This window comes from Mesorhizobium sp. WSM4813 (assembly GCF_055811555.1).
The window spans coordinates 1-25,287 of sequence record NZ_JBVVQU010000054.1; the positions used below are offsets into that span (position 1 = coordinate 1).

Annotated in this window: 34 protein-coding genes; 12 read left to right on the forward strand and 22 right to left on the reverse strand. The window is 61.9% G+C overall.

Annotated elements, in window-relative coordinates; genetic code table 11:
• Positions 1-179: 179 nt before the first annotated feature.
• A complete protein-coding gene (locus AC0L25_RS25510; protein ID WP_473598056.1) occupies positions 180-683 on the reverse strand; it encodes a DUF2938 domain-containing protein in 504 nt (167 codons plus the stop codon).
• A 108-nt stretch (positions 684-791) separates the two neighbouring features.
• Here AC0L25_RS25510 and AC0L25_RS25515 point away from each other — a divergent pair, with 108 nt between their 5' ends.
• The gene (locus tag AC0L25_RS25515; protein ID WP_473598057.1) at positions 792-1,469 is read left to right on the forward strand and encodes an ArsR/SmtB family transcription factor; all 678 of its coding nucleotides are present in this window, start codon (positions 792-794) and stop codon (positions 1,467-1,469) included.
• A gap of 126 nt (positions 1,470-1,595) precedes the next feature.
• Here the strand turns inward: AC0L25_RS25515 and AC0L25_RS25520 are convergent, their stop codons facing one another.
• Positions 1,596-2,846 carry an MFS transporter gene (locus tag AC0L25_RS25520; protein ID WP_473598058.1) on the reverse strand — a complete coding sequence of 417 codons (1,251 nt, stop codon included), beginning with the start codon at positions 2,844-2,846 and terminating at the stop codon, positions 1,596-1,598.
• A 128-nt stretch (positions 2,847-2,974) separates the two neighbouring features.
• Between AC0L25_RS25520 and AC0L25_RS25525 the strand changes: the two genes are divergently transcribed.
• Positions 2,975-3,841, forward strand: coding sequence for an AraC family transcriptional regulator (locus AC0L25_RS25525; RefSeq protein ID WP_473598059.1), 867 nt, complete (start codon positions 2,975-2,977; stop codon positions 3,839-3,841).
• Between the two features lie 104 nt (positions 3,842-3,945).
• Here the strand turns inward: AC0L25_RS25525 and AC0L25_RS25530 are convergent, their stop codons facing one another.
• The 8 genes from AC0L25_RS25530 to AC0L25_RS25565 form a co-directional block, all read right to left on the reverse strand.
• The gene (locus AC0L25_RS25530) at positions 3,946-4,881 is read right to left on the reverse strand and encodes a ribose-phosphate pyrophosphokinase (RefSeq protein ID WP_095491603.1); all 936 of its coding nucleotides are present in this window, start codon (positions 4,879-4,881) and stop codon (positions 3,946-3,948) included.
• A gap of 163 nt (positions 4,882-5,044) precedes the next feature.
• On the reverse strand, positions 5,045-5,674 hold the full coding sequence (locus tag AC0L25_RS25535) for a hypothetical protein (RefSeq protein ID WP_473598060.1): 630 nt from the start codon (positions 5,672-5,674) through the stop codon (positions 5,045-5,047).
• Between the two features lie 53 nt (positions 5,675-5,727).
• Positions 5,728-6,879 carry a M24 family metallopeptidase gene (locus tag AC0L25_RS25540; protein WP_091598395.1) on the reverse strand — a complete coding sequence of 384 codons (1,152 nt, stop codon included), beginning with the start codon at positions 6,877-6,879 and terminating at the stop codon, positions 5,728-5,730.
• Positions 6,879-7,673 carry a peptidoglycan editing factor PgeF gene (gene pgeF / locus AC0L25_RS25545; protein ID WP_473598061.1) on the reverse strand — a complete coding sequence of 265 codons (795 nt, stop codon included), beginning with the start codon at positions 7,671-7,673 and terminating at the stop codon, positions 6,879-6,881. The genes AC0L25_RS25540 and pgeF overlap by 1 nt, the downstream gene beginning before the upstream one ends.
• 133 nt (positions 7,674-7,806) lie before the next feature.
• Positions 7,807-8,892: a class I SAM-dependent methyltransferase gene (locus AC0L25_RS25550; protein WP_473598062.1), complete on the reverse strand. Its 1,086-nt coding sequence runs from the start codon at positions 8,890-8,892 to the stop codon at positions 7,807-7,809.
• Positions 8,889-9,743 (reverse strand): prolipoprotein diacylglyceryl transferase, encoded by an 855-nt coding sequence (lgt, locus tag AC0L25_RS25555; protein ID WP_473598063.1) that lies wholly within the window; start codon positions 9,741-9,743, stop codon positions 8,889-8,891. Before lgt ends, AC0L25_RS25550 begins: the two co-directional genes overlap by 4 nt.
• 80 nt (positions 9,744-9,823) lie before the next feature.
• Positions 9,824-10,126: a type II toxin-antitoxin system RelE/ParE family toxin gene (locus AC0L25_RS25560; RefSeq protein ID WP_473598064.1), complete on the reverse strand. Its 303-nt coding sequence runs from the start codon at positions 10,124-10,126 to the stop codon at positions 9,824-9,826.
• On the reverse strand, positions 10,123-10,383 hold the full coding sequence (locus tag AC0L25_RS25565; protein ID WP_473598065.1) for a type II toxin-antitoxin system ParD family antitoxin: 261 nt from the start codon (positions 10,381-10,383) through the stop codon (positions 10,123-10,125). Before AC0L25_RS25565 ends, AC0L25_RS25560 begins: the two co-directional genes overlap by 4 nt.
• A gap of 166 nt (positions 10,384-10,549) precedes the next feature.
• On the opposite strand from AC0L25_RS25565, the gene AC0L25_RS25570 reads away from it, so the two are divergent.
• From AC0L25_RS25570 to AC0L25_RS25580, 3 genes are all read left to right on the forward strand, one after another.
• Positions 10,550-10,852, forward strand: a complete 303-nt coding sequence (locus AC0L25_RS25570; protein WP_473598066.1) for an accessory factor UbiK family protein — start codon at positions 10,550-10,552, stop codon at positions 10,850-10,852.
• A gap of 324 nt (positions 10,853-11,176) precedes the next feature.
• Positions 11,177-11,677, forward strand: coding sequence for a type III secretion system chaperone family protein (locus tag AC0L25_RS25575; RefSeq protein ID WP_095491597.1), 501 nt, complete (start codon positions 11,177-11,179; stop codon positions 11,675-11,677).
• Between the two features lie 12 nt (positions 11,678-11,689).
• Positions 11,690-12,049: a tRNA-binding protein gene (locus AC0L25_RS25580; protein ID WP_473598067.1), complete on the forward strand. Its 360-nt coding sequence runs from the start codon at positions 11,690-11,692 to the stop codon at positions 12,047-12,049.
• A gap of 188 nt (positions 12,050-12,237) precedes the next feature.
• On the opposite strand, the gene AC0L25_RS25585 is transcribed toward AC0L25_RS25580, so the two are convergent.
• The 4 genes from AC0L25_RS25585 to AC0L25_RS25600 form a co-directional block, all read right to left on the reverse strand.
• The gene (locus AC0L25_RS25585) at positions 12,238-13,323 is read right to left on the reverse strand and encodes a glycosyltransferase family 4 protein (protein ID WP_473598068.1); all 1,086 of its coding nucleotides are present in this window, start codon (positions 13,321-13,323) and stop codon (positions 12,238-12,240) included.
• A gap of 304 nt (positions 13,324-13,627) precedes the next feature.
• A complete protein-coding gene (locus AC0L25_RS25590) occupies positions 13,628-15,040 on the reverse strand; it encodes an ATP-binding protein (RefSeq protein WP_352953049.1) in 1,413 nt (470 codons plus the stop codon).
• A gap of 52 nt (positions 15,041-15,092) precedes the next feature.
• Positions 15,093-15,812, reverse strand: coding sequence for a response regulator transcription factor (locus tag AC0L25_RS25595; protein ID WP_352953050.1), 720 nt, complete (start codon positions 15,810-15,812; stop codon positions 15,093-15,095).
• Positions 15,799-16,332: a MarR family winged helix-turn-helix transcriptional regulator gene (locus tag AC0L25_RS25600; protein WP_473598069.1), complete on the reverse strand. Its 534-nt coding sequence runs from the start codon at positions 16,330-16,332 to the stop codon at positions 15,799-15,801. The genes AC0L25_RS25595 and AC0L25_RS25600 overlap by 14 nt, the downstream gene beginning before the upstream one ends.
• A gap of 243 nt (positions 16,333-16,575) precedes the next feature.
• Here AC0L25_RS25600 and AC0L25_RS25605 point away from each other — a divergent pair, with 243 nt between their 5' ends.
• The 3 genes from AC0L25_RS25605 (at position 16,576) to AC0L25_RS25615 (ending at position 18,709) form a co-directional block, all read left to right on the forward strand.
• Positions 16,576-17,469, forward strand: coding sequence for a branched-chain amino acid aminotransferase (locus tag AC0L25_RS25605; RefSeq protein ID WP_029349987.1), 894 nt, complete (start codon positions 16,576-16,578; stop codon positions 17,467-17,469).
• A gap of 145 nt (positions 17,470-17,614) precedes the next feature.
• Positions 17,615-17,938, forward strand: a complete 324-nt coding sequence (locus AC0L25_RS25610; protein WP_352953053.1) for a hypothetical protein — start codon at positions 17,615-17,617, stop codon at positions 17,936-17,938.
• A 129-nt stretch (positions 17,939-18,067) separates the two neighbouring features.
• A complete protein-coding gene (locus AC0L25_RS25615) occupies positions 18,068-18,709 on the forward strand; it encodes an MBL fold metallo-hydrolase (protein WP_127211760.1) in 642 nt (213 codons plus the stop codon).
• A 117-nt stretch (positions 18,710-18,826) separates the two neighbouring features.
• On the opposite strand, the gene AC0L25_RS25620 is transcribed toward AC0L25_RS25615, so the two are convergent.
• From AC0L25_RS25620 to AC0L25_RS25630, 3 genes are all read right to left on the reverse strand, one after another.
• Positions 18,827-19,243 carry a BA14K family protein gene (locus AC0L25_RS25620; RefSeq protein ID WP_473598070.1) on the reverse strand — a complete coding sequence of 139 codons (417 nt, stop codon included), beginning with the start codon at positions 19,241-19,243 and terminating at the stop codon, positions 18,827-18,829.
• 218 nt (positions 19,244-19,461) lie between these two features.
• On the reverse strand, positions 19,462-19,674 hold the full coding sequence (locus AC0L25_RS25625) for a cold-shock protein (protein WP_006202521.1): 213 nt from the start codon (positions 19,672-19,674) through the stop codon (positions 19,462-19,464).
• 253 nt (positions 19,675-19,927) lie between these two features.
• Positions 19,928-20,140 (reverse strand): cold-shock protein, encoded by a 213-nt coding sequence (locus AC0L25_RS25630; protein ID WP_023799871.1) that lies wholly within the window; start codon positions 20,138-20,140, stop codon positions 19,928-19,930.
• A 448-nt stretch (positions 20,141-20,588) separates the two neighbouring features.
• On the opposite strand from AC0L25_RS25630, the gene AC0L25_RS25635 reads away from it, so the two are divergent.
• On the forward strand, positions 20,589-20,990 hold the full coding sequence (locus AC0L25_RS25635; protein ID WP_127318329.1) for a Kazal-type serine protease inhibitor domain-containing protein: 402 nt from the start codon (positions 20,589-20,591) through the stop codon (positions 20,988-20,990).
• Between the two features lie 334 nt (positions 20,991-21,324).
• On the opposite strand, the gene AC0L25_RS25640 is transcribed toward AC0L25_RS25635, so the two are convergent.
• The 3 genes from AC0L25_RS25640 to AC0L25_RS25650 form a co-directional block, all read right to left on the reverse strand.
• Complete coding sequence (locus AC0L25_RS25640) at positions 21,325-21,462, reverse strand: hypothetical protein (protein ID WP_164547135.1); 138 nt, start codon at positions 21,460-21,462, stop codon at positions 21,325-21,327.
• 172 nt (positions 21,463-21,634) lie between these two features.
• Positions 21,635-21,883, reverse strand: coding sequence for a hypothetical protein (locus AC0L25_RS25645; protein ID WP_292164145.1), 249 nt, complete (start codon positions 21,881-21,883; stop codon positions 21,635-21,637).
• Entirely contained in the window at positions 21,880-22,146 is a 267-nt protein-coding gene (locus tag AC0L25_RS25650) for a hypothetical protein (RefSeq protein ID WP_473598071.1), read from the reverse strand. Before AC0L25_RS25650 ends, AC0L25_RS25645 begins: the two co-directional genes overlap by 4 nt.
• Positions 22,147-22,523: 377 nt before the next feature.
• On the opposite strand from AC0L25_RS25650, the gene AC0L25_RS25655 reads away from it, so the two are divergent.
• The gene (locus AC0L25_RS25655; protein ID WP_473598072.1) at positions 22,524-22,718 is read left to right on the forward strand and encodes a hypothetical protein; all 195 of its coding nucleotides are present in this window, start codon (positions 22,524-22,526) and stop codon (positions 22,716-22,718) included.
• Positions 22,719-22,847: 129 nt separating this feature from the next.
• Positions 22,848-23,111 carry a DUF1488 family protein gene (locus AC0L25_RS25660; protein WP_352953057.1) on the forward strand — a complete coding sequence of 88 codons (264 nt, stop codon included), beginning with the start codon at positions 22,848-22,850 and terminating at the stop codon, positions 23,109-23,111.
• Between the two features lie 125 nt (positions 23,112-23,236).
• Here AC0L25_RS25660 and AC0L25_RS25665 read toward each other — a convergent pair whose 3' ends face one another.
• On the reverse strand, positions 23,237-23,440 hold the full coding sequence (locus AC0L25_RS25665; protein WP_473598073.1) for a hypothetical protein: 204 nt from the start codon (positions 23,438-23,440) through the stop codon (positions 23,237-23,239).
• A 3-nt stretch (positions 23,441-23,443) separates the two neighbouring features.
• Between AC0L25_RS25665 and AC0L25_RS25670 the strand changes: the two genes are divergently transcribed.
• Positions 23,444-24,907 carry a tetratricopeptide repeat-containing sulfotransferase family protein gene (locus AC0L25_RS25670; protein ID WP_473598074.1) on the forward strand — a complete coding sequence of 488 codons (1,464 nt, stop codon included), beginning with the start codon at positions 23,444-23,446 and terminating at the stop codon, positions 24,905-24,907.
• Between the two features lie 7 nt (positions 24,908-24,914).
• Here the strand turns inward: AC0L25_RS25670 and AC0L25_RS25675 are convergent, their stop codons facing one another.
• The gene (locus AC0L25_RS25675; protein ID WP_352953059.1) at positions 24,915-25,268 is read right to left on the reverse strand and encodes a DUF1428 domain-containing protein; all 354 of its coding nucleotides are present in this window, start codon (positions 25,266-25,268) and stop codon (positions 24,915-24,917) included.
• Positions 25,269-25,287 lie beyond the last annotated feature (19 nt).

Genomic DNA, 25,287 nt, shown 5'->3' on the forward strand with positions numbered 1-25,287 from the left:
AGCGGCCCACCGGACAGAAACAGAAGCGGACATGTGACGTGCTACCAAAACCGGACAACTTGAAAAGCTACCGACAGCCAAAGGCGGGTGGGCAGTATCTCGCTTTGAATCTCGGCCTTGCTCCCCCATTTTCAAACATTTGGGGTTGTATCTTGAAAGCCGACCGCAACCGATCAGTGTCAGACCGGAAACAGGAGTGCGGAAAGCAACGCAGCGACATACAGCCCGACCCCGAAGGACAGATGAGTCAGGAGGCTGCGCAGACGCGCAGTGTGCGGATTGGGAGTTGTGGAGGCTGCAATCCCGGCTCCAAAAGCTGGCTGCATTAGGAAGAACGGGGCGACCACAGTGGACATGCCGACAAGGAGGGCAGGAATCAATGTCGGGTGTCGTGCCCAGTCGAGGCCCCATACTCCCATCAGCAATGCAGCAAAGATGATGCCGATCGCGTAATGCGCGACCCATCCAATCGGCGTTTCGCCCCGAATTCGGGGCGCCTGCGCGATATTCGCATGCGCGAAACGTCCTCGCGGAAAGTGCCCGATCCAGCGGCCGACCCAGGCATAATCGAGCGATGGAATCGCGAACGCTCGCTTCAGAAACAATCCCCAAAGATCCATCACGGCCGTCGCGCCCGCTCCGATCGCCGCTGCGCGGACAACGAACTCCAACTGCTCGTTCATTCTATGCTCCTGTCCCATCCATGCTTCGCTCGGCCGTCAGACACTAGCTGACTGAAATCAATCATTCAATGTATTGATTGAGTGATGGATTTATGGTAGGCATGCGATATGAAAAACGCAGGTGTCCATCATCCGATCTTTGACGAAATAGCGGATCTCGCCCGCACGCTGGGACATGCACACCGGCTGGTTCTTCTCCGCCACATTGCCGACGGCGAACTCGCCGTGGAGCAGCTGACGCAACTTTCCGGGGTCGCGTTGGCCAACACGTCGCAGCATCTTCAACACCTCAAGCGGGCCGGCTTGGTGCAGACCCGGCGAGACGGGAAACGCGTGCTCTATCGTTTGGCAGATTGCCCGATCGAAAACGTGCTCGCGGGCCTGCACAGCCTTGCGAATCACAGGCGCGAGCAAATCCGCGAACTTATCAACGACACTATGAGCCGGCCGGACAGGCTGGAGAACATCTCGCGCGAGGAACTCGTGCGCCGCATGCGGAACGATGAAATCGTGCTGCTCGACGTCCGGCCGCAGGAGGAATACGCGGCGGGGCATTTGCCGGGTGCGATCAACATTCCCGTGGATGAGCTGGAAGAACGACTTGCGGAACTTCCACGAGAGAAGGTCATCGTCGCCTATTGCCGGGGTGTCCAGTGCGTTCTCTCTGCCGACGCGCTGGCAATCCTGAGGGCGCGAGGCTGGGCCTCACGCCGGTTCGAAGGCGGCTTTCCCGAGTGGCTGAACTCATGCCTTGATGTCGACGGCATGAACTACGAAAGCGGCTGACAGAAGCCGAGGTCGAGCGCGGCTTGGAGAGCGGTGCGCTGGTTGCGCCATCTGCGCGCATAGCGGCCGATTGGTTCTTGAACCTGCTGATCGGTGATCTGCAGAGGCCGAAGTCCAACTCACGCTTCACCCGATCGTGGCCTCTTCCTCGAGCTTCCTCGCGTGCTTCATGTTCGGCAGGAACACCGTCAGCAGCCCGAGCAGCGGCAAATACGAGCAGACCTGAAAGACGAAGTCGATGCCTTTCATATCGGCGACGACGCCGAGCACGGCCGCGGCGATGCCGCCCATACCGAAGGCGAAGCCGAAGAAGATGCCGGCGATCATGCCGACGCGGCCGGGCACCAGTTCCTGAGCGAAGACGACGATGTTCGAGAAGGCCGAGGACAGGATCAGGCCGATCAGCACGGTCAGGATCATCGTCCATTCGAAATTGGCGTAGGGCAGGGCCAACGTAAAGGGCAGCACGCCGACGATCGAGAACCAGATCATCGCCTTCTGCCCGTAGCGGTCGCCGAACGGGCCGCCGAGCAGGATGCCCAGCGCCGAGGCGCCGAGGAACAGGAACAGCATGACCTGCGACATCTGCACCGAAACGCCGAATTTATCGATGGCGTAGAAGGTGTAGTAGCTGGCGAGGCTGGCGATGTAGGCGTTCTTGGTCAGCACCAGAAGGGTCAGCACCGCCAACGCGCCCATCATCCTGCGGCGCGGGAAGGGCGAGACAAAACCTGGCGCCTTGCGGTTGGCGAGCGAGGCGCGCAGGCGGCTGTACCAGCCGCCGACCCGCCACAGCACGATGATGCCGATCAGCGATCCGGCGGCGAACCACGCTATGCTGGTCTGGCCGAACGGCACGACGATGAAGGCGGCCAGCAGCGGCCCGATGGCCTGGCCGAGATTGCCGCCGACCTGGAACAGCGATTGCGCCAGGCCGAACCTGCCGCCCGAGGCGAAGCGGGCGATGCGCGAGGATTCCGGGTGGAAGATCGCCGAGCCGATGCCGATCAGCGACGCTCCGATCAGCAGCAGCCAATAATGTCCGGCATAGGCCAGCACGATCAGGCCGATCAGCGAGGACGCCATGCCATAGGGCAGCGAATAGGGCATCGGCCGCTTGTCGGTGACCATGCCGATCAGCGGCTGCAGCAATGACGCCGTCACCTGGAAGGTGAAGGTCAAAAGACCGATCTGCCAGAAATCGAGACCGTAATTGTCCTTCAGCAGCGGATAGATGGCCGAGAGCAGCGACTGCATGATGTCGTTGACACAATGGCAGAAGCTCACCGCAAGAATGACGCTGAAGGCCGCCGCTTGCGCCGAAGTGTGGCTGGCCGTCGCAGGCGTGGCGGCGGTGGTGGCTGTCGTATCGGTCAAGGCATGCTCCGTGGTCTTTTTGGCGGGCGCTGCAGCGGCCCCATAGCCCGATTGCTTTATATAAGTCACTTGTCGGGCGACTTCTTTCGTGGTTTGGTCCAATAGTTTCGCGAGTGGGCCATTACTCGATGCCACGTGGCAATGAAATTTTCCAAGCGGGCGAAACCGATCTCGGCCAGTGCACCGATCTCGGGCAGTTGCATCAGCGCCGCTGGCAGTGGCTGGAGCAGGCCGTCGGGCCGGCGGTGGCCCTGCCGACCGAATATCCCGACGGCTACCACGTGCCGCAGCACCGTCACAGTCGCAGTCAGTTGCTGCATGCGCTTGTCGGCGTCGTGCTGGTGACGACGCGGCATGGGCGCTGGATGGTGCCTCCCGATCATGCCATGTGGATTCCCGCCGGCACAGAGCATTCCGTCGAGATGCTTGGCGACGTCAGCATGCGCTCGGTCTATGTGATGCCGGACGCCATCGCCGGGCTGCCGCATGGGCTGCGCGTCGTCGGCATCACCGATCTGATGCACAGCCTTATCGTGGAATCGGAAAAGCTGCCGCAGGGCGCCGAGCTGGAGGGGCGCGGCGGGCTGATCATGAGCCTCCTGTTGCATGAAATCCCGAACCTGCCGGAACGGCCGCTCGGCCTGCCTTTTCCCATGGATCCAAAGCTTGCGGCACTGTGCCGGCGCTTCGTCGCAGCACCCTCGCCGCACGCGACAATCGACGAATGGGCCGATATCGTCGGCATGAGCCGCCGTTCCTTCACCCGCGCCTTTCATCGCCAGACCGGGTTGTCGCTGTCGACATGGCGCCAGCAGGCCTGCCTGTTCGCGGCCTTGCCGAGGCTGGCCGATGGCGAGCCGATCACAAGGGTGGCGCTCGACCTCGGCTATGACAGCGTGCCGGCCTTCATCACCATGTTCAAGCGCATGCTGGGGGCATCGCCGCGCGTCTATATGCGCGGGTCAAGGGACAACATCAGGATGTCGAACGGGTAGCGCATGACCCCGAACCTTCGGTTCGGCAAGGATCATGCGCGTCAAAGTGCTACAGCGTCCTTTGCGCGTCCGCTGGACGCGCGGCGCTGTGGCGCTGGCAGATTTCAGTCGAACAGGCTCGATACCGATTCTTCGGTCGCCGTGCGCGAGATCGCCTCGCCCATCAGGTCGGCGATGGAGATGACGCGGATGTTGCTGGCGTCGAGCACCGCCTGCGTCGGCTGGATGGAATCGGTGATGACCAGTTCCTGCAGTTTCGATGCGCCGATGCGGGCGATGGCGCCGCCGGACAAAACGCCATGGGTGGTGTAGGCGGTGACGCTGGTGGCGCCGGCGGCAAGCAGCGCATCGGCCGCATTGCACAAGGTGCCGCCCGAATCGATAATGTCGTCGATCAGCAGGCAATCCTTGCCGCGCACGTCGCCGATGACGTTCATGACTTCCGATTCACCGGGGCGCTCGCGACGCTTGTCGACGATGGCAAGCTGGGCATCGATGCGCTTGGCGAGCGCGCGGGCGCGGACCACGCCCCCGACATCCGGCGACACGACCATGACATTGGCAAGCTTCTTGTATTTCGCCTTCACGTCGCGGGCCATGACCGGCACGGAGAACAGGTTGTCGGTCGGGATGTCGAAGAAGCCCTGGATCTGGCCGGCGTGGAGATCCAGCGTCAAGACGCGATCGACGCCCGCCCGCGTGATCATGTTGGCGACCAGCTTGGCCGAGATCGGCGTGCGGCCCGAGGCGCGGCGATCTTGCCTGGCATAGCCGAAATAGGGAATGACCGCCGTGATGCGCTTGGCCGACGAGCGCATAAAGGCATCGATCATGATGAGCAGTTCCATCAGGTGATCGTTGGTCGGGAACGAGGTGGACTGCAGGATGAAGACATCCTCGCCGCGCACATTCTCCTGGATCTCGACGAAGATTTCCTGATCGGCGAAGCGCCTGACGCTGGCTTTGCCCAGCGGGATGTTGAGATAGCGGGCGACCGCTTCGGCCAGCACCCTGTTGGAATTGCCCGCAAAAAGCTTCATGCACCGTTCCTGGTGAAGGATGGAGACTCTGGCAGACTCTCTTGAGCCCCTTAGTCGGGGCTTTTAGCGGCCCGTGCCGGTATTGCAAGCGTCGTGATCGGAATCCGCCGGCTAATCTCAATAAACGTCTACGGCGAAAGCCGGCAACATGTCAGCCCGCCAGTCACCCCGCTTGGCCGCCAAGCCATGTGGCAAACTGGTCGATCGTCTGGTCGGCGATCGCCTGCATAGTCTCCGGCGCGACCGCAGCCCAGCCTTCGCCACCATTGGCCGAGGGCGCCTTCTGCTGGCCGTTGATGCGATGCAGCCGGTTGCCTGCCGGGTCATAGATGTCCCAGACATAGATGACGGTGGTGTCCTTGCCTTCCGACATCGTCGAGAAATAGCCCTTCAGCACGTGCGTAGGGGTCTGGCCGGCGCTGCCGGCCAAGGTGATGCCGCGCTGCTTGGCTCGCGTCTGAAGCTCCGCGGTCAGCGGTGTCGCGGCTTCCACCGAGGCGCCGACGATCGGCGCTACCTGCAGGCGGGTTCGTGCGATGACGGCGGCGCTCTTTGCGGGCGGCACGGTCGTGGTTGCGGGCTGCGCAGGGGCGGAAGGCTCTGTTGCTGCGGAAGGATGGGCGGTTGTTGCAGGTGTGGTGGGCGTTGCAGCCGTGCCGGTTCCGGTCGTTGGTACCGCCTGTGTCGACTGCGGGGCGATGGCTGAGGGTTCGAGAACGTCCTTCGCGTTGGTGCAGGCGGCCAGCGTCAGCGCCGCGAGCAATGACACGGTCGTCACATGCGATCGCCTCATTCCCTCAAAACTCCCTGGCGATGAACGCCCTTTGCATCCGTACCATTATGGATTCATTGCACAATCAAGTCGAGATCATGGCGGGACAGCGGTTTCGGCTGCGATTCAGTCGTCAGATAGGTGCGGCCGAGCGTCATTGCCGTCTCGGTTTCGGAGTCCATGATGATCATGTGGGCGAACAGCGTCATGTTTGGCGCGATGGGTTCGGGATTGCCCTGATAGAACATCGGCATGTCCATCCATGATGGGGTGAAGCGGGCGCCGAGCGAATAGCCGCAGGCGTTGAGCCGGTGTTTGGTCAAGTTGTGCGCCTCGAGCGTGCGGGCATGTGCGTCGAACACGTCGCCGAAGGTATTTCCGGGCGTCATCGCCTTTTCGACGGCCAGAAGTGCGGCGCGCGCCGCATCGAACAGTTCCTGGTGACGTTTCGACACCTTGCCGGTCAGCACCGTGCGCATCATCGCCGCATGGTAGTGGTGGAAGACGCCAGCCCATTCCAGTGTCAGCTGGTCGTTCTTGCTCAGCTTGCGGCGGCCGGCCTTGTAACGGCAAAGCAGTGCGTCCACGCCAGAGCCGATGATGAACTCGTTGGCCGGATAATCGCCGCCGCCGGCAAAGATCGCGCCCTGCATGGCGGCAAGGATCAATGCTTCGTCGCCACCCTGCTTTATCAGCGGCAGGGCCGCGTCCAGCGCGTCGTCGGCGAGATTTGCGGCCTTTTCTACCTTGGCGATTTCGGCCGGGCTCTTGAACAGGCGCAGCCGGCTGACGATGCCGGACGCGTCGGCGATCTGGCCAAAGGTCTGCAATTGCTCGTCCAGGCGCCGGCCATTGTAGGCGGTCAGGCCGTGGGTATCGTATTCGACGCCGATGCGGGCGCCGAGCAGGTCGAGGTCGTTGAGCAAATTGCGCAGGTCGATCGCCGGATTGGCGCCGTCGCGATCGGTCCACAGCACGATGTTGTCGATGATCGAGGTGTGGCGCGCCTGGCGCAGATCCGCCGAGCGCGTGAGCAGGATCATCGAACCGTCTGCCTTCACCACCAGGCACTGGAAGAAGCAGAAGCCGAACGTATCGTAGCCGGTCAGCCAGTACATGCTCTCCTGCGCAAACAGCAGGACGGCATCGAGCTTCTTTTCGGCGATCTCGATCATCAGCCGATCGCGCCGCGCGTCAAATTCCGACCGTTCGAAATGCAGCGCCATTATTCTGTCTCCAAAACGATTGCCGAAATCTGCCGTCCGTAATCCGGCTCCTTGCGATGCGTGCTGCGCCGGTAGGAATAGAACAGATCCTCCTCGGCGTAGGTGCAGCGGCCGAGCCCGTCGGCGACTACGCCGGCCCGGGTCAGCCGATCGACCGTATAGAGGTTGAGGTCGAACATCGCGTGCCCTGGTTTCGCGGAAGGCGCGAAATAGCGGATGTTGCCGGCGTCGGCCTCGACGAAGCGGGCGACGAATTCCGGTCCTACTTCGTAGTTTTCTGGGCCGATGGAAGGACCAAGAACGGCAACGATGCGCTCGCGCCGGGCGCCGAGGCTTTCCATCGCCGCGATGGTGTTTTCCAGCACGCCTGACAACGCGCCCTTCCAGCCGGCATGGGCTGCACCGATGACACGCGCCTCGGCATCCGCGAACAGCACCGGTCCGCAATCGGCGGTCGAGGCGCCCACCGCGATGCCCGGCCGGTCGGTGACGACGGCGTCGGCCCTCGGCCGCTCACCGGGAAACGGCGCCCTGGCGATGACGACGTCGGGCGAATGGATTTGGTGGGCGGTCAAGAGATGGCTTGATGGCACGCCCATCCAGTCGGCGACGCGACGGCGGTTCTCGGCTACCTGCGTCTGGTCGTCGCTTGAGCCGGTGCCGATGTTGAGGCCCTGGTAGATGCCGCTGGAGACGCCGCCAACGCGGGTGAAATAGCCGTGGCGAATGCCTTGCGCCCGCGCTTTCTCCAGCAGGGGCGACCGAACGGGATCCGGTTTGGTCTGATTCAGCATGGCTGCGTTGTTGTCCGTGAGAGCGATTTCGTCAAGCGACAGTGCAAAGATCGCGACAGTTCAAAGATGGGCTACACTCCAAAGATCGGCGACAGTCGGAAATTGGGAGACTGGGAGAGGCGGCAGCGAAAAGTCAATCCGCCGTTGCAAAGGGAACGGCGATGCCGGCAGGCAGGACGGCAAGCACCTTGAACAGGTCGCCCATTGCTTGCGGGCCGGCGAGGCGTTCGACCTCGCCCGCAATCTTGTCGCGAGCCGCCTCATTGGCATTGGCGCCGAGCTGGCCGGCGCGTTCGAGAAGACCCATTTCCACCAGGAATTCGCCTTGCGTGGAAAGATAGGCATCAAGGCCATGCGCCCGCACGATCGCTGCAAGGGCGGCGAAATCGACATGGGCGGTGAGATCGGCTTCGCCCGGATTGGCCAGCACATCTTCGTGATCGTGCTTGCGCAAGGCCTGCAACGTGTCACCGATCCCTGGTCGGAGATAGCCATAGTCGAGGAATAGGCCGGCGCCACTGAGCCGGGCCAATCGCTCAGCGATGGTCGCCATCAGCGCGGCTCGGGCCGGCGCGACCTCGACAATCGCGCCCTGTGGCGCGTTTTCGGCATCGTTCGGCAACAGCGTTGGATCGACCGAGCCGGCGCCGGCGAAGAAGTGCAATTCGTCCGCGTCATCGAGGCCGATCATCCGTTCGCGCCAGCTTGTTCCGGCGCGGACGAACTGGCGGATGGGCACCGCGTCGAACAATTCATTGCCAACGATGAAAAGCGGGGTCTGCGGCAAGGTGTCGATGCTTTCGTGCCAGCCGATCGCGGCCGGCGTGGCGGCAAGCGTTTGCCTTTGGACATCGGCCAACCGCGGGCTGGTCTCGACCATGGCGAATGATGCGCCGGAGGTCAGCGTCGGATCGAGCCGCGAAAGCGTGCGCAGCATGTCCTTCATCAGCGTGCCGCGGCCGGGGCCGATCTCGGCGATGGTAACCGGCATCGGCCGGCCGGTTGCCAGCCAGGCTTCGTAGAGCCAGACGGCGACCAGCTCGCCGAACATCTGGCTGATCTCCGGCGCGGTGACGAAGTCGCCGGCAGCCCCGAACGGCTCGCGCGTCGTGTAGTAGCCGTCCCGCGGGTCGAACAGGCAAAGCGCCATGTATTGGTTGACGGGTATCGGCCCCGCCGCACCGATCATCTCGACGATGCGGGTTTTCAGTCGGGTCATACCGGCTGTGGCTGCGTAACCGGCTTTGCGGTCGCCATCGCCCAGATGCCGGCCAGCAGCATCGGCAGCGACAGCACCATGCCCATCGTCAGCCAGCCGGTGCCGAGGAGATAGCCGAGCTGCTGGTCGGGCTCGCGGAAGAATTCGACGAAGATGCGCGAGAGACCGTAGCCGGCGATGAAGGCGCCGCCGACGAAGCGCGGCGTCTTCAGCTTGAGCCTGGAATGGGTGAGGAAGCGCAAGACCATGAACAGCACCAAGCCTTCGAGCAGCGCCTCGTAGAGCTGGCTCGGATGGCGCGCAAATGGGCCGCCATTGGGGAATTCGACCGCCCATGGCACGTCGGTCGGCCTGCCCCAAAGTTCGGAGTTGATGAAATTCGCCATGCGGACGAGACCAAGGCCGACCGGCACGCCGGCCGCCACCACATCGAACAGCGACCATGTGCGGATGCCGCGGGACCAGGAAAACAGCGTCATGGCAAGAATGACGCCGAGCAGCCCGCCATGGAACGACATGCCGCCCTGCCAGACGGCAAGGATGTCGAACGGTTGAGCGATGTAGCGCGGCAGGTCGTAAAACAGCACGTAGCCGATACGCCCGCCAAGCACCACGCCGATGGCCGCCCACACGATGAAGTCGTCGAGATCCTCGGGCCTCATGGGCACGGTGCCGTCGGGCCAGAGCCTTGCATTGGTGACGAGCCGCTTGGCATACCACCAGGCGAAAAGAATGCCGACGATGTAGCCGACGCCATACCAATGCACCGCCAGCGGCCCGATCTGGACGATGACCGGGTCGATGTTGGGGAAGGGCAGGGCGGCCAACGGCAGCATAAGATACTCGCTCAACAGGATCTCCGGGTTGCGATCGCGTTCGGGCGCGGACCATGCGGCAGGGTTTTGGCGGGGTCAAGGCGATGTGGATGCTGTCACTTCCCCGGGAACGGGATGGCATCAAAATCCATCGCGCCGTGCAAGACGTGCAGTATCTCCACTGCTTCGGTGGTGATGCGGTAGAAGATCAGATAGTTGCCATGAACGCGGCGGCGGACGCCGGAAGACCGATGACGCTGCAGGAGCGGATATCGCTCCGGCATGGTCCGCAGTTCCAGGCAATCGGCACGCAATTCCCAGATGAATGTCACAGCGCGAACCGGGCTGTCGAACGCGATGTGATCGCCTATGGCTTCAATATCTGCCTCAGCCTGATGGGTAAAGATCAGCCGCTTCACCTGGTCTTCTCGGCCATCGCCTGGTATTTGGCCTCTAGGCGGTCGAGCACGTCTTCCGCGGGCTTCACCCGCCCTGCGTCGGCATCGCCGACGCCTTTGGCGAGCGTGGCGTCGAGTGCTGCCAGGCGCTTCTCTCGCTCTTCGACGAGGCGAACACCTTCGCGCAGCACTTCGCTCTTCGAATTGTAGCGGCCCGTGCTGACAAGCTGGTTTACGACATCCTCCAGACGGTTGCCCAAATCTGCGCTGATGGCCATGGAATGCTCCTCAGAGATGCTCTTCGGGTGATAATAATAGTTATTGTTCCGCTAAGCCAGTGTCCAGTTGACCAAAGTGCACCGACAGTCGGTGCTCATCGGTCTCAACGTTCTTGCATTCCGCGTCGCGCGCCACTACGTCAAATCGAGCAAGCGAGGATTTGCCATGTCGACCGGACCGAACCGCATTCTCGATGAATTCGCCAAGCTGATGACCGACGCCGCGGGGGCCGCGCAAGGCGTGCGCCGCGAGGTGGAAACCGCCTTCAAGGGGCAGGCCGAGCGCGTTCTCAACTCGATGGACCTGGTGCAGCGCGAAGAATTCGAGGCCGCCCGCGACATGGCGGTAAAAGCCAGGGAAGAAAATACCCGTCTCGCGACGCGCCTCGAAGCGCTCGAGGCGAAGCTCGCCGAATTGACCGGACAGGCAACATCTGCGGCTGCGGCAAAGCCCAGATCAAAAAAATAATCGTTAAACTTTTCCACAAAGCACAATCGCAAAAAGCGCTTTGTCGTGAATCGCTTACCGGCATTGCGTGAATCTTGGTGACAGCGGCTTTCCACATGCGAATGACGCAGTGCGAAAAAATGGGCTGGTCACGCGACTCCCGATCAATAGACTGAATTCGTTGCATGATTCGGAGCAGGGTCATGCGCCGGGCGGTGGGGTCCGGTCTGGGTCTTTGCGTTGACGAAATCCCGGCCGTCCGAGTTCGACAAAATTGTTCGTTGTGCGTGCCTCTCCCGCGGAGCGTGTGGTGGCGCTCCGCTCACAGAACGACAGGAAGCATTCATGGAACTTCTCGAACTCGAATTCTCGCGCGAAATCCATCCGGTGGATGTTATCGAGCAGGTGGCGCATAACAACGAGTGGTCCTTCGAACGGGCCGGCGACGACGAGATTTCGATTTCGGTTGCCGGAAGCTGGACCGACTACCACGTCTCATTCTCCTGGATGGAGGATTTCGAGGCGCTGCATCTGGCCTGCGCTTTCGACATCAAGGTGCCGGAGGCGCGTGCGCTAGAAGTGATGCGGCTGCTTTCGCTGATCAACGAGCAGATGCTGTTCGGCCATTTCGACCTCTGGGAGCAGGAGGGCGCGATCATGTTCCGCCAGTCGCTGCTGCTCGCCGGCGGGGTCGAGCCGTCGAGCCAGCAGGTCGAGGTGCTGTTGTCGTCGGCACTGGAAGCCTGCGAATGCTATTTCCAGGCGTTCCAGTTCGTCGTCTGGTCGGGAACCTCGGCCAAGGATGCGCTGGCCGGCGTCCTGTTCGAGACCTACGGAAACGCCTGAGCCAAGTCCTCAATGAGTTCGAGCAGCCAGCGCAAGCCCGAGATCAGCTTCGCGGATTTCGACCGGGTCGATATCCGCGCCGGCACGATCGTCGAGGCCGAGCCTTTTCCGGAGGCGCGAAAGCCGGCATTCAAGCTGAAGATCGATTTCGGTCCGGCGATCGGGATAAAGAAATCGTCGGCGCAGATCACCAAATATTATGCGCCCGAGACGCTGATCGGCCGGCAGGTGTTCGCGGTGGTCAATTTCCCGCCGCGGCAGATCGGCCCCTTCATGTCGGAAGTGCTGACGCTTGGCTTTCCCGACGAGGAGGGTGCCGTCGTCCTCGGTGCAATCGAGCGCAGGGTGCCTGACGGCGGTCGATTGTTCTAGCTTCGTCATCCACGGGCGGAGCGGGAGCGAAGCGGACGCGCAGACCCGAGGATCCATGCCGTAGCAGTGCTCGAAGAATAGGACGGTCCAGAATGGCGTTGTTCTTTCCTTGGCCGCTCCTGTGGAGCGAGTGCGGCTCGCCATCGCCTCAACCCAACAAGTTCTTCACCGAACGGGCCGCTCGCAGGTCACGGAATGGATCCTCGGGTCTGCGCGTCGGCTTCGCTCCCGCTTCGCCCGTGGATGACGAAAGTTGGTGTCAGTTTGCGCGTGGTACCCAGCGCCTCTTCAACCGTTTCCAGGAACATTTCCGCGCAGGCCTTCCAGCTATAGCGCATTGCCCGTTGGCGCGCCTCGGCACGATCGACATGAAGCGCGGCGAGCGCGGCTTCACGCAAATCGTTCGACACCGCTCCGCCAATGCCGTCGCCGACAATGTCGATTGGTCCCGTCACCGGATAGGCTGCGACCGGCGTGCCGCTGGCCAGCGCCTCGATGATGACATTGCCGAACGTGTCGGTGCGGCTGGGAAACACGAAGACGTCGGCCGAGGCGTAGATTTCGGCCAGTTCGTCGTTCGGGCGGTGGCCAAGGAAATGGGCATCGGGGTATCTGGCCTTGAGCCGGGCCAACTCCGGTCCCTCGCCGACGATCACCTTGCTGCCGGGCAGGTCGAGGTCGAGGAAGGCGGCCAGGTTCTTTTCGATCGCGACGCGGCCGACGCAGAGGAAGATCGGTCCGCTGAGCTCCAGATCCTTCCTCTTGTCCGGCCGGAAATGGTCAGTGTCGACGCCGCGCGTCCACGGCCTTAGCTTGGTGAAGCCGCGCGCCGACAGATCGTCCGCCAGCGACTGGGTGGCGACCAGCGTGCCTTGTCCGGAATTGTGGAAATCGCGAAGCCAGCGATAGGCCCAGGCTTCCGGTATTGGCAGCCGTGCGCTCAGATATTCTGGAAAGCGTGTGTGATAGCTTGTTGTGAACGGCCGGCCGGCCTTGCGGCAATAGCGCCGCGCCATGATGCCGAGCGGGCCTTCGGTGACGATATGGATATGATCGGCTTTGCGCGCTTCGATCAGGCGGGCGACGTGGCCTGGCGTCGTCAGCGCCAGCCGGATGTCCGGGTAGGTCGGCAGGGGCAAGGTGCGAAAGATGTTCGGGGTCAGGAAGTCCGTCTCGACGTCGAAGGATTTCAGGGTTTCCGAAAGCCGTTCCAGCGTGTGGACGACGCCGTTGACTTGCGGGCGCCAGGCGTCGGTGACCATCAGGATGCGCATAGCAGCCCTTTGCTTGAAAGGTCGTCGGTTTCCTTGATGCGAGGCCGCAAGGCCGAATCAATCAGGATCACGCGCTTCATGCGCGCTCTTCAGCATGGTTTCATGACGCGCCGATGAAGGCATAGTCGATGGTCGTTTACAACCACTGGAAAGCAGCGCATCGGCCCGAAAATCGAATTCGCAAAGCACGATGCGTAGGTTCAAAGCGTTGGAGCCTACTTTGTGCGTCCAATTGGACGCACGTCGCGTGGTTTCAAAGTGTAGAGCGTACTTTGTGCGTCCAATTGGACGCACGTCGCTCTAATCAGGCCGGAACCTTGATGACGGCGCGCAAGCCGCCGAGCGGGCTCTTGTCCAGCATGATGTCGCCGCCATGGCTGCGGGCAATGTCGCGTGCGATGGAAAGACCAAGGCCGGTGCCGCTGGCGTCGAGATTGCGGGCTTCGTCAAGCCGCACGAAAGGCTTGAACACGTCCTCGCGCTTTTCGGGCGGAATGCCCGGGCCGTCGTCGTCGATGGTGACGAGCAGCGAGCCGCGGCCGTGGTTGGCGTTGATCTCAACCGTCTTGGCGTAACGGAAGGCGTTGCCGACGACATTGGACAACAGCCGAGCAAAGGCGTGGGGCCGCACATGCACATTTGGATCGCCGGCGAGAGCGGTCGACAGTTTGCGCTTGCGCAGCGTGGCCTCCTCGCCGAGCTTCTCGAAATAGGCTTCAAGATTGAAACGGCCGGCGTCTTCCGCTGCCTCGCCGCGGGCAAAGGCAAGATAGCCTTCCAGCATGGACTGCATGTCATCGATATCCTGGCCGAGCGCCTCGGTGTCGGCCTTGGTCCCGGTCAGCGCAAGCTGCAGCTTGAAGCGGGTGAGGATGGTTCTCAAATCGTGACTGACGCCGGTCAGCATGGCGGTGCGCTGTTCAAGCTGGCGTTCGATGCGTTCGCGCATCTGGATGAAGGCAAAGCCGGCGCGGCGAACCTCCTCGGCGCCGCGCGGACGAAAATCGAGCGGCATCGGCCGGCCCTTGCCGAAGCTTTCGGCGGCCTCGGCCAGCGTCAGGATCGGCCGGATTTGATTGCGCAGGAAAGGGATAGCGATCATCAGCAGCACCAGCGAGGTGCCGACCATCCAGATCAGGAAAATGTGCGTGTTCGAGGCATAGGCCTGACTGCGGCGCACGAAGGCGCGCAGCACCTTGCCCTCGAGCTGGACGCGGACCTCGATGATATTGGAATTGCCGACCGTATCGATCCAGAACGGGCGGTTGATCTGATGGGTAATCTCGGACGAGAGAATTTCGTCGAGGATCGAGAAGAACGGCTTTGGACCGGGCGCCGGCAGCGGATCGGGCGGAAGCAAATCGATCTTCAGCTGCATGCGATCCTGCGCGATGCGGATGATGTTGGCGTAGTCGGCGTCGTTCGGATAGGTTTCTACCAGGTCGACGATCGCGGCAATGTCGCGGACCGTGGCCTGCGACAGGCGCTGTGTCACGGTCTGCCAGTGGCGTTCCATGAAAACAAAGGCGAGGACCGATTGCAGCAGGATCATCGGTGCGATGACGATGATCAGCGAGCGGGCATAGAGCCGCTTTGGCATGTAAAGCGAAACGAGGCGCCAGAACCGTTTCCAGGCGAGCGGTACCGCCTTGAGCGCCCGCGTGGCGCGAGCGCTCAAGCCGCGATCTCCCGGCCGTTCCAGTTGTGTGGTCGCCATTCGCCCTTTTTGCTCATCTTCAGCCACTCAACAAGGGGCTGCAGACGGCAGTCTATTCCACGCTGAGCCGATACCCAATACCGCGCACGGTCTGCAGCCAGACCGGATTGGACGGATCGCGTTCGATCTTGCGGCGCAGCCTGTTGATCTGGACGTCGATGGTGCGTTCGCCGACTTCCGACTCGTCGCCGACAAGCTCATGCCGCGGTATCGTTTCGCCGGCCCGCGCCGCGAAGATCGCCAGGATCTCCTGCTCGCGGTCGGTCAGCTTTAGAGCCTCGCCGCCGCGCTTGAGCTCCCGCCTGGCGATCTGGAACGTGTAGGGACCGAAGACCAGCTGCTCGACCTTGGGCGTCGTTGCCGGACCGCCGCGGCGCAGGATGTTGTTGATGCGCAGGATCAATTCGCGGGGATCGAAAGGCTTCGGCAGATAGTCGTCGGCGCCGGCCTCGAGCCCGGTAATCCGGCTGTCGGTCTCGGCGAGCGCGGTAAGCATCAGGATCGGCACGTTCTTGCTTGCCCGCAATGCCTTGGCCAGATCGACACCGGTTTCGCCCGGCATCATGATATCGAGCACGAGCAGATCGAAATCGAGGCCGGCGAGCTTGCGCCGCGCTTCGCCGGAATTTCCGGCAACGGTGACGCGAAAGCCGTTCTCGGTCAGATATTGTTTGAGAAGATTGCGGATACGGGTATCGTCATCAATCACCAGCAGATGCGGCGCGTCGTCGTCCGGTGCTGCCGGTTGATCAACCCTTTCAATGGTCTCCATGGCTTTCCCCTGACGTTTTTGCGGGCACAATGTCGATCTGCGCCCTTAGTTCCGGATTGACCATCGCTTCCAGGAAGCGCTCGATCAAGGCGCGTTCGGTGGCTCCGGAATCTTCCAATGCAGCATGGATGCGGCGTGACTGTGGCCGTGCCAGCGCCAGCGCCAGGGCGCGGCCCTTGGCTGTCGGATAGAGCTCGCGCTGGCGGCGGTCGCGCGGACCCTGCAACTGGACGATGTGGTCGGTGTCGATCAGTTGCTTGAGCACGCGCGCCAGGCTCTGCTTAGTGATCTTCAGCACGTCGAGGAGTTCGGCGACCGTCAGGCCCGGCCTGCGATTGACGAAATGCAGAACCCGGTGATGGGCGCGGCCGAAGCCATAGTCGGACAGGATCTGGTCCGGATCGGAGGTAAAATCGCGATAGGCGAAGAAGAACAATTCGATGATGGCAAAGTCGATGCCGTCCTCGTCGGTGATCGCCGTCCTGATCGGTTTTCCGGCTGGGTGGCTGCGATCCGTCATCTTTTCTCCGTGCGAAAGGGAAATTATGTCAGTACTATTGACGTAATTTCCCGGCAATGGTAATTTTTGACAAGCTTTTCGGCGGATTGCGAACGAAAAGGCAAGGGAAAGCCGTTTTTCCGGAACTTCCTGAGTTTGCCAGACCTTATATATCCGCCTACGCTTCGAGATACCGGCCGCCCGGTGCGGCTGACAAGAAACGCGCAACGATAATGTGCGGGCGGTCGCCCGCGGGAGGTTACCATGGCATCCGTTCCCTTTGACCAAATGGACGGCTTCATCTGGATGAACGGCGAGTTCGTCAAATGGGCCGACGCCAAGATCCACGTGCTGACCCATGGCCTGCACTACGCCAGCGCGGTGTTCGAGGGCGAACGCGCCTATGGCGGCGAGATTTTCAAGTTGACAGACCACAGCGAGCGCTTGCACGAATCGGCACGCCTGCTCGGCTTCAAGATTCCCTATTCGGTTGCCGAGATCGACGACGCCTGCCGCACGCTGTTGAAGAAGCAGGGTTTCCAGGATGCCTATGTCCGGCCGATCGCCTGGCGCGGCAGCGAACAAATGGGCGTTTCGGCGCAAAACAGCCGGATCAACTGCGCCATCGCCATCTGGCAGTGGCCGAGCTATTTCGATCCGGCACAGAAGCTGAAGGGCATCCGTCTCGATCTGGCCGAATGGCGCCGCCCCGATCCGCGCACCGCGCCGTCGAAATCGAAGGCTGCCGGCCTCTACATGATCTGCACCATGTCCAAGCATGCCGCCGAAGCCAAGGGCTATGCCGACGCCATGATGCTCGACTGGCGCGGCCAGGTTGCGGAAGCGACCGGCGCCAATATCTTCTTCGTCAAGGACGGCAAGATCCACACGCCCACCCCCGATTGCTTCCTCGACGGCATCACCCGCCGTACGGTGATCGGGCTTGCCAAGGATCGCGGCTTCGAGGTGATCGAGCGCACCATTATGCCGGAAGAGCTCGAAGGCTTCCAGCAGTGCTTCCTCACCGGAACAGCGGCCGAGGTGACGCCCGTCTCAGAGATCGGTCCATACCGATTCGAGGTGGGTGAAATCGCCAAGACTCTGATGAACGACTATTCTGCAGCCGTTCAACCCAAGCACGCAATCGCAGCAGAATAACGAAAGTCACAGCTTTTTTTATAAGTAGGGGCGGTTTTCGGGCCGCCCCTTTTATTTAAGCACTTCTGCATTTGACTTTCGTCCAATTCGGCGTCTCATGATGCTGCCGGCCCGGGAGGCTGGCAGCTATGGAGGGACTGGTAATATGGACATGAACACGCTTCTTCCGATCATTGTTCAGGTGATTATGGGTATCATCGGTGGCCAGGCGGTGGGCGCGGCGCTCAAGACAGCGGCAGTGGGGCAGCTTACCAAAATCCTGGGCGGCGCCCTTGGCGGCGTCGGCGGTGCGGCCATCCTCGGCAGCCTGCTCGGCGGTGGCACGATCGATCCGGCTGCAGCCGCAGCGGCAACGGGCGGATTGGGCAGCGCGCTGAATGTGCAGAACATCCTCGGCGGGGCCGGTGGTGGCGCCATTCTGACGGCCATCATCGGCGCGGTCATGAATGCGACGAAGAAGGCAGCCTAGCGGTTTCGGGCTTTTGCATGGGCGGCTTCGGCCGCCCATTTCTTTTTTTGCGTTGTGGCGACAGCCGGATGCGGTGGACGACGTTCGCGTGTGGATCTACATCAGGGGTGACACAGCGAAAGGACGATCATGGGTCAGCTCAACGCCGGCGTCGTGCCGGTCACGGCCTTCCAGCAAAACTGCACCATCCTCTTCGACATGGACGACAGACAAGGCGTCGTCGTCGATCCGGGCGGCGACATCGAGAAGGTGTTGGCGGTGCTCAAGGACAATGCGATCAACGCCGGCGCGATCTGGATCACGCATGGTCATATCGACCATGCCGGCGGCGCCATGGAGCTGAAGGAGGCGCTCGGCGTCGAGATCATCGGCCCGCATGAGGCCGACCGTCCGTTGCTTGCCAATCTCGAGAAACAGGCGAAACACTACGGCATCACCGATCCGGTGCGCAATTGCGTGCCCGACCGCTTTCTCAGCGAAGGCGATACCGTCTCGTTCGGCCAGCACGCGTTCGAAGTCTTTCATTGCCCCGGTCACGCGCCCGGCCATGTCGTCTACTACAATCGTGCTGCGAAGTTCGCCCATGTCGGCGACGTGTTGTTTCGCGGCTCGGTCGGGCGCACCGACCTGCCGGGAGGCGACCACGCCGCGCTGATCGCCTCGATCAAGGACAAGCTTTTGCCGCTCGGCGACGACATCGGCTTCATCTGCGGCCATGGTCCCGGCGGCCGCTTCGGCGAAGAGCGCCGGAGCAATCCATTCCTGATTTAAAACGCGTTGCGGCTGAGGATACTCACGCGACGCGCATCGGTCTCCTGCTTTTATGCATGCCGACGAGAAAAAGCGCTGGCCTGGCGGACAGCGCTTTTGTTTGGGGGCAGGGAAGCCTCAGTTCGCGGTGCAGAAATGCTGTTCGCCGTCATAGCCGGTGAACGTACCGGTGCGGGCGTTGAACGAGCGATAGCGATCCGAACAATATTCATACCAGCCACGGGTCCATGGCTCGGCATAGCCGTCATTGTAGACTACTCGCGGTTCCGCGTAGTAGCGGCGCACCGGGGCGGGCCGTGGATAACGACCATAATCGTCATAGCCGGGGTCGTAATAGCTGGGCTGCGGGTTGTTGAGCGCACCAACGATCAGGGCGCCGGCCGCGAGGCCTAGGACGCCTGCCGCGATCGCATCGCCATTGCCACGATGGGGGTGCCGGTGGCGCCAGTCACCAGCGCTGGCCGCTGGCAAGGTCGCGAGCGTGGTCGCAACAATCGCGGCGGACAGAATGGTGGTCTTGAAAATTCGGTTCATGTCGGTCTCCTTCGTGCCGGCCCGGGTAATCTGGGGATGCGGTCCGGCTTTGCCGAAGCTAATAGGCGACCGTGGCTGAACGGGGGCTGAACGAAATTGGCGGGCTGGGGACCAGTCGATATTCATCGATCAGGCATGGGCGCAAAGCACAAATATCGTACGCTCAACAAGGAGCGGACCTGCGCCACGGGACCGTCCGACGCTGTCTCGAACTCGGCTCAGCCGATCGACAGGTTGACGGCTTTCGGACCCTTGCCGCGCTTGTCCGGCTCGGTGTCGAATGTTACCTTCTGCCCATCCTCAAGACCGGGAAGACCCGACGCCTGCACGGCCGAAATATGGACGAAGACATCCTTCGCGCCATCATCCGGCGTGATGAAGCCGAAGCCTTTGGCATGATTGAAGAATTTGACGGTGCCGGTCTGCGGCATGGGAAGCTCCTTTGATCCCATCAAGTCCAGTCTCGGGCCGGCAAATGCCCGAGTGGAAATTTGTCCTTTATTTTAGCGCTATCGGCAAGAGAAAGTTTTGCGAGCATTGGCTTGCCGCCCTGCCGCGAAAAAGGCGCGACGAAACCGCCGCGCCTTCGAAACTCGGGTCGGCCCTGAAAGCCGGTTCAAGGCCTTTGGAGGGGCCTCGGACACATTCCTGGCACGTCCGCGCGGACGTGCGCGCGCCGACGGTTCAGTCCGCGCGGAGATTGACCGCCTTCGGCCCCTTGCCCATGCGGTCGGGCTCGACGTCAAAGGTGACCTTCTGGCCATCGACGAGCGTGCGCAGGCCCGAAGCCTCGATCGCGGAGATGTGGACGAACACGTCCTTGGCGCCGTCATCTGGCGTGATGAAGCCGAAGCCTTTGGTAGCGTTGAAGAATTTAACGGTGCCGGTCTGGGCCATTGGGGAAACTCCTTCACCCGTGTCAGTCTTTGTGGTTTGCCCGCCGCCTGACGCCGTGGGCAAGTCCCGGTGGTTGCTTCGGCAGTCATGCATTGGCGCATGGTCAAAACCCCCCGCCGAAAAACGGGGCCGTCAGAGATTCACAGTATCGGGGAAAGGTCGTCCAAAACGTTCCGCTCTCCGGGTCGCAAATGCCCGAACACGAAATTTATCGCACGGAAAGGTGATCGTTGCAAGGTAGCGCCCGCGGGCCGCCAGATGGGCGCATTCCGACGCATGGCATCGATAGGACGGGGGCTCGCCCGGTCATCGGCCAGAGCCTGGCCACGGATGGTCCAGCGGGCTGGGGCAGCTTGCAAACAGGGGTTGCATTTGGCAGCGGAATGGCGAGGATCGGCCTAGAGTGGAGCGCATCTTGCGCCGGAGCGGGGGCTCGGGAGGTATAGTTATGAAATTTCTTGCGGCAATCTTCTCGCGGCAGGGTTTTGCCATCCTGTTGCTGTCGGCAGTTCTTGCAGCCTGTACCGCGGTGGTGGTGGAGGAAGGACCGGGGTACCGCCCGCCAAGGCCCGGGCCGCAATTCTGCACCAGGCAGTATGATCCGGTCTGCGCCCGGCGCGGTGGCGACCGCCAGACCTTCGCCAATGCCTGCCTTGCCGAGCGGGCCGGGTACCGCATCATCCGCGACGGCCAGTGCCGCGACGGCGGCGGCGGTGGTGAAGAGCAGACATTCTGCACGCGCGAGTATGCCCCTGTCTGCGCACGCCGCCGTGGCGAATTGCGCACCTTCCCCAACGCCTGCGAGGCTCGCGCCGCCGACTATCGCATCGTTGACGACGGTCCCTGCTGAGAGGCTGGTTTCCTCCCCGTCTCCGGACGGGGAGGGCTCCATCTGTTAGCTGGACACAGGCGGGCGACGGCAACCGGCACCTCTTGCCTCTACGCCGGCAGCCTAGCGTTATGGCAATGGGCGATGAACTCGGCCCTAGCCAATCCTGACCATATGGCTTCGACGTTACGTGATCTTTAATCCGATCCGCGCGGGGGCTAGATGAATGCAGGGTTGCTCATCCGTCCGCCACTAATGCATGTCGCGCAAAAGTGTGCAGCGGTTTTGTGATAACGACATGCGTAAAACAACAACCTAAAGCGCGTCGCATGAGGCGGGTCGCACGCGACGCGCTTTAGCCCTTGGATTTCGGCTTCAAACCCGCTTCCGCCTGCTTGACGGCCGAGCCGAAGGGCGAAGCCGGCTTTGCCGCCGCCTTGTCCTTCTTGGGCTTGCGTGTCTCGCGGTTGCTGCGCTGTTGACCCTTGGCCATTTCCTGGTCCCTCGTGATTGGTTAACGGTGGCGGCTGATGTGGGCCTAAAGCGCGTCGCGTTGAAAAGGATTCAGCCGACGCGCTTTCAATTTCTGTTTTATGCATGTCGTTGTCCCAAACCGCTTCGCACCCTCGGGTCAGGCCCGTGGGCATGCTTTTGGGCGACATGCATTAGGCGCTCGGATTGTCGGCCACCTCGAGATTGTCTTCCGTGGTGACCCGCTCATAGGTCTCCTCGTCGCTGCGGATGCGGTATTGCGGCGAGCCGTCCTTGACCGGCAGCTTGCTCTTGATTTGGAACAGCTCTGCGGTCTTCTGCACAAGGCCGGTGCGGCTCTTCATGCGAACGGTCTGGCCGATCGCGAAAAGATGCGCGGGCGTGTCGGTGCGCGGGCGCGCGTTCTGCTGGAAACGTATCATGCGGCATTCTCCTGGTCGCGCCTCAGCGCGGTTTCGAGTTCGGCGAGGTCGATGGCGACCAATTGGCTGGTCTGGCTTTTCACCGTCCTTGCCGGTAGATGGATGAAGGTGGCGACACGGCGCCAGGCAAGCCACGACATGCCATCGATAAGCTCCTCATCGTGGTCGATGTCGTAGTCGCCGGCCGGCAATTTTCCTTCCAGCCCGCCGAGCCCGAAGGGTGCCTCGAAATGCGCTATGGAATGGGTAGTTCGGCCAGACATTCTCGTGCCTCGAAGTCTCGTTTCCAGCTTGGATCCGATAAGGTGGCGCCCGCTTCGCGGCACCGGGGACTTAAATGTCGTGTGTCACTGTAGCGGCAATTTGGGTATCGGCGATCTGGAATGAGTTTGGCGGGTCGAGAACCTCTGACGCCGCGAGATGCCAAGCTTGGCCCAAAAAACGATCTCAATTCTTTAATCCGAAATTGCGGTTTATTCAAGAAGATTCCTGCCGGATCATGATCGATTCACAAAATTCGCTCTCTATGATTATTTGTAGAATGCTGATATGATTCAAGAGATTTCTGAAAATGTCTGATATGTCGCCGGAACTTTTGTGCCGGCATCTATGTTTTATTTCGTTCGGAAGGAAAAATTTCATGATCTCTGTGAAAACGCCGAGTGGCGTAACCGTAACAATCAATCCCGTCGCCAAGCCGACCGTCGGGCCTGCGAAAGTCATGTCGGCGCGTCTGACGATACGAAGTGACGAGGCGGCACGGCGAAGGATCGCCGACACCGACGGCACGGTGCGGCGGGCCAAACAGGTTGCGGAGACCAATCGCCTGATCTGACATGGCCGGCTTGCTGTGCCCTACAGCGCCGCGCCCTTTTGGACGCGCAAAGGGCGCTGTAGTATCTTGATTTTGAACATGATCCTTTCCGAGCCTCCGGTTCGGGGTCATACGCTGAGGGACTCGATCATGACGCTCAATTTCCCCAACCGCAGCCGCTCCTACGACGCTGCGGCCAGGCGCATTCGTTTTGTCGGCCATGACGGCATGTTCGAAGTGCCGTTCTTTGTGGAGATTGCAGCGCTTTCGGCGGCAACGGCCACGAGCGGAGCGGAAGCCGAGTATCTCAGCGCCTTCGATGCGGAGCGTTCGTCGATCCAGGATGTTGCGCGCGAAGCCTATTCGCACGGCCGCAAGAACATGTATGTATTGACCCAGGCCGATTTCCGGTAAGCTGGCCTGCGAACCCTTGAACCTGCCGCGCCGATGGCCTAGATCGCGGCAGGCGGACAAAACACGGCAGGTTTCCCATCAACAGAGATCAGAGAAGACCGGCAGGCGCGGGCGCCAATTTCGGCTCAGGCGGACAGCCGCCGCTGGGCCTCGATCAGCGCGTGCAGCAGGCGCTGCAATTGCATCAGGCCGGCCGCCGGCAAGAAGCCGAGATGCTCTACCGGCAGGTGCTGGCGCAAAAGGCCAATCATGCGGTGGCGGCGCATTTCCTCGGTTTGCTGCTGCACCAGACCGGGCGCAGCGCCGAAGGACTCGATCTCCTCGAACATTCGGTGCGCCTGCAGCCCAAGAATCCGGATTTCCTCAACAACCTCGGCACGGTGATGCGCGACCTCGGCCGTGTTAGTGCAGCCGTCGATTTCTTTCGTGGCGCGGTGGCAATCCGGCCGGACCAACTCGCGGCGCGCGACAATCTCGGCTCCTCGCTGAAGCAGCTTGGCCAGTTCGAGGGCGCGGAAGAGATCTATCGCGGCACCATCGGTCGCAACCCGTTCCATGTCCGCGCCCGCATCGGGCTTGCCGAAACGCTGCAGGAGGCTGGGCGGCTCGACGAGGCGCTTGCCGTCTTCCGCGAAGCACTGGCAATTCGGCCGAAGGACGCCGATTTGCTGCACGGTCTGGGCGTCGGGCTGATGGAGAAGGGCAGCCTCGGAGAGGCGGCGGAGCATTTCCGGCAGGCGCTGGCGGTCGATCCCGGCATGGCCAGGGCCTGGCTGATGCTCACCCAGGTCAAGCGCCAGCAGGAGCGCGACGCCGAGCTTGCCGGGATGGAGGCGCAGCACGCCAAGGCGCCGGAAGGCAGCCTGGCGCGCATGCAGCTTTCGTTCGGCCTCGGCAAGGCCAATGACGATTTGAAGGATTATGGCCGTGCCTTCGATTATTTCGCCGAAGGCAATGCGATCCGCCGCACGGGCATCGACTACGATGCGGTCAAGACACGCGCCGAATTCGAGGCGATGAAGGCGGTGTTCGACAAGCCCTTCTTCGACAAGCACAGACCGAGCGGGATCGCCGACGACACGCCGATCTTCGTCGTCGGCATGCCGCGCTCCGGCTCCACGCTGATCGAGCAGATCATCGCCAGCCATCCGCAGGTCTATGGCGCCGGTGAGCTCAGCATATTGAAGACGGCGGTCGGCAAGCAGTTTCCACCTGGGATGAAGGGCGGTTTTCCCTGGGGCATCGCCGACTTGCCCGACAAGGCCTATGCCGAGGCAGGCCAAACCTATCTTGACCTGCTGCACGCCCGCTATCCTGGTTTCCGGCACGTCACCGACAAGATGCTCGGCAATTTCCTTTTGGTAGGCTTCATCCATCTGATGCTGCCCAAGGCCAAGATCATTCATTGCGTGCGCGATGCGGCGGCGACATGCCTGTCGATCTACAAGGTGCATTTCCGCGGCGACAGCCACCGCTACGGCTACGACCTCGGCGAGCTCGCCGATTTCCACAATCTCTACACCGATATCATGGCGCATTGGCGCACCGTTCTGCCTGATGTCGTGCATGATGTGCGCTACGAGGATTTCGTCGCCGACCAGGAAGGGCAGACGCGGGCGCTGATCGCCCATCTCGATCTGCCATGGGACGAAGCGGTGCTGTCGTTCCACGAGACCGACCGGCCGGTGCGCACAGCGTCGGCAGCGCAGGTGCGCCAGCCGATGTACCAGGGCTCGGTCGATCTGTGGAAACGTTATGGCGACCGGCTCAAGCCGCTGCTCGACCGCCTAGCGTAACGCGGCCCTACAGCTCAATGAAAGGCTGAAAGCCGCCGAAGATCATGCGCTTGCCGTCGAACGGCATCGCCGACCAGTCGGATTTCAGGCGTGGATCGGCCATCACCTTGGCCATTACCGCATCGCGGCTCTGCCGCGATTCATAGACGACCCATGAGAAGACGACGACCTCGTCTTCCCCGGCCTGCACGGCGCGCGGGAACGAGGTGACCTCGCCATAGGGCACGTCGTCGCCTATGCATTCGACATAGGCGAGCGCGCCATGCTCCTTCCAGACGGTGCCGCCGAGCTGCGCCATTTCCCTATAGGCATCGAGATTTGCCTTGGGCACGGCGAGTACGAAGCCATCGACATAGGACATTATGGTTCTCCTTGGCTGG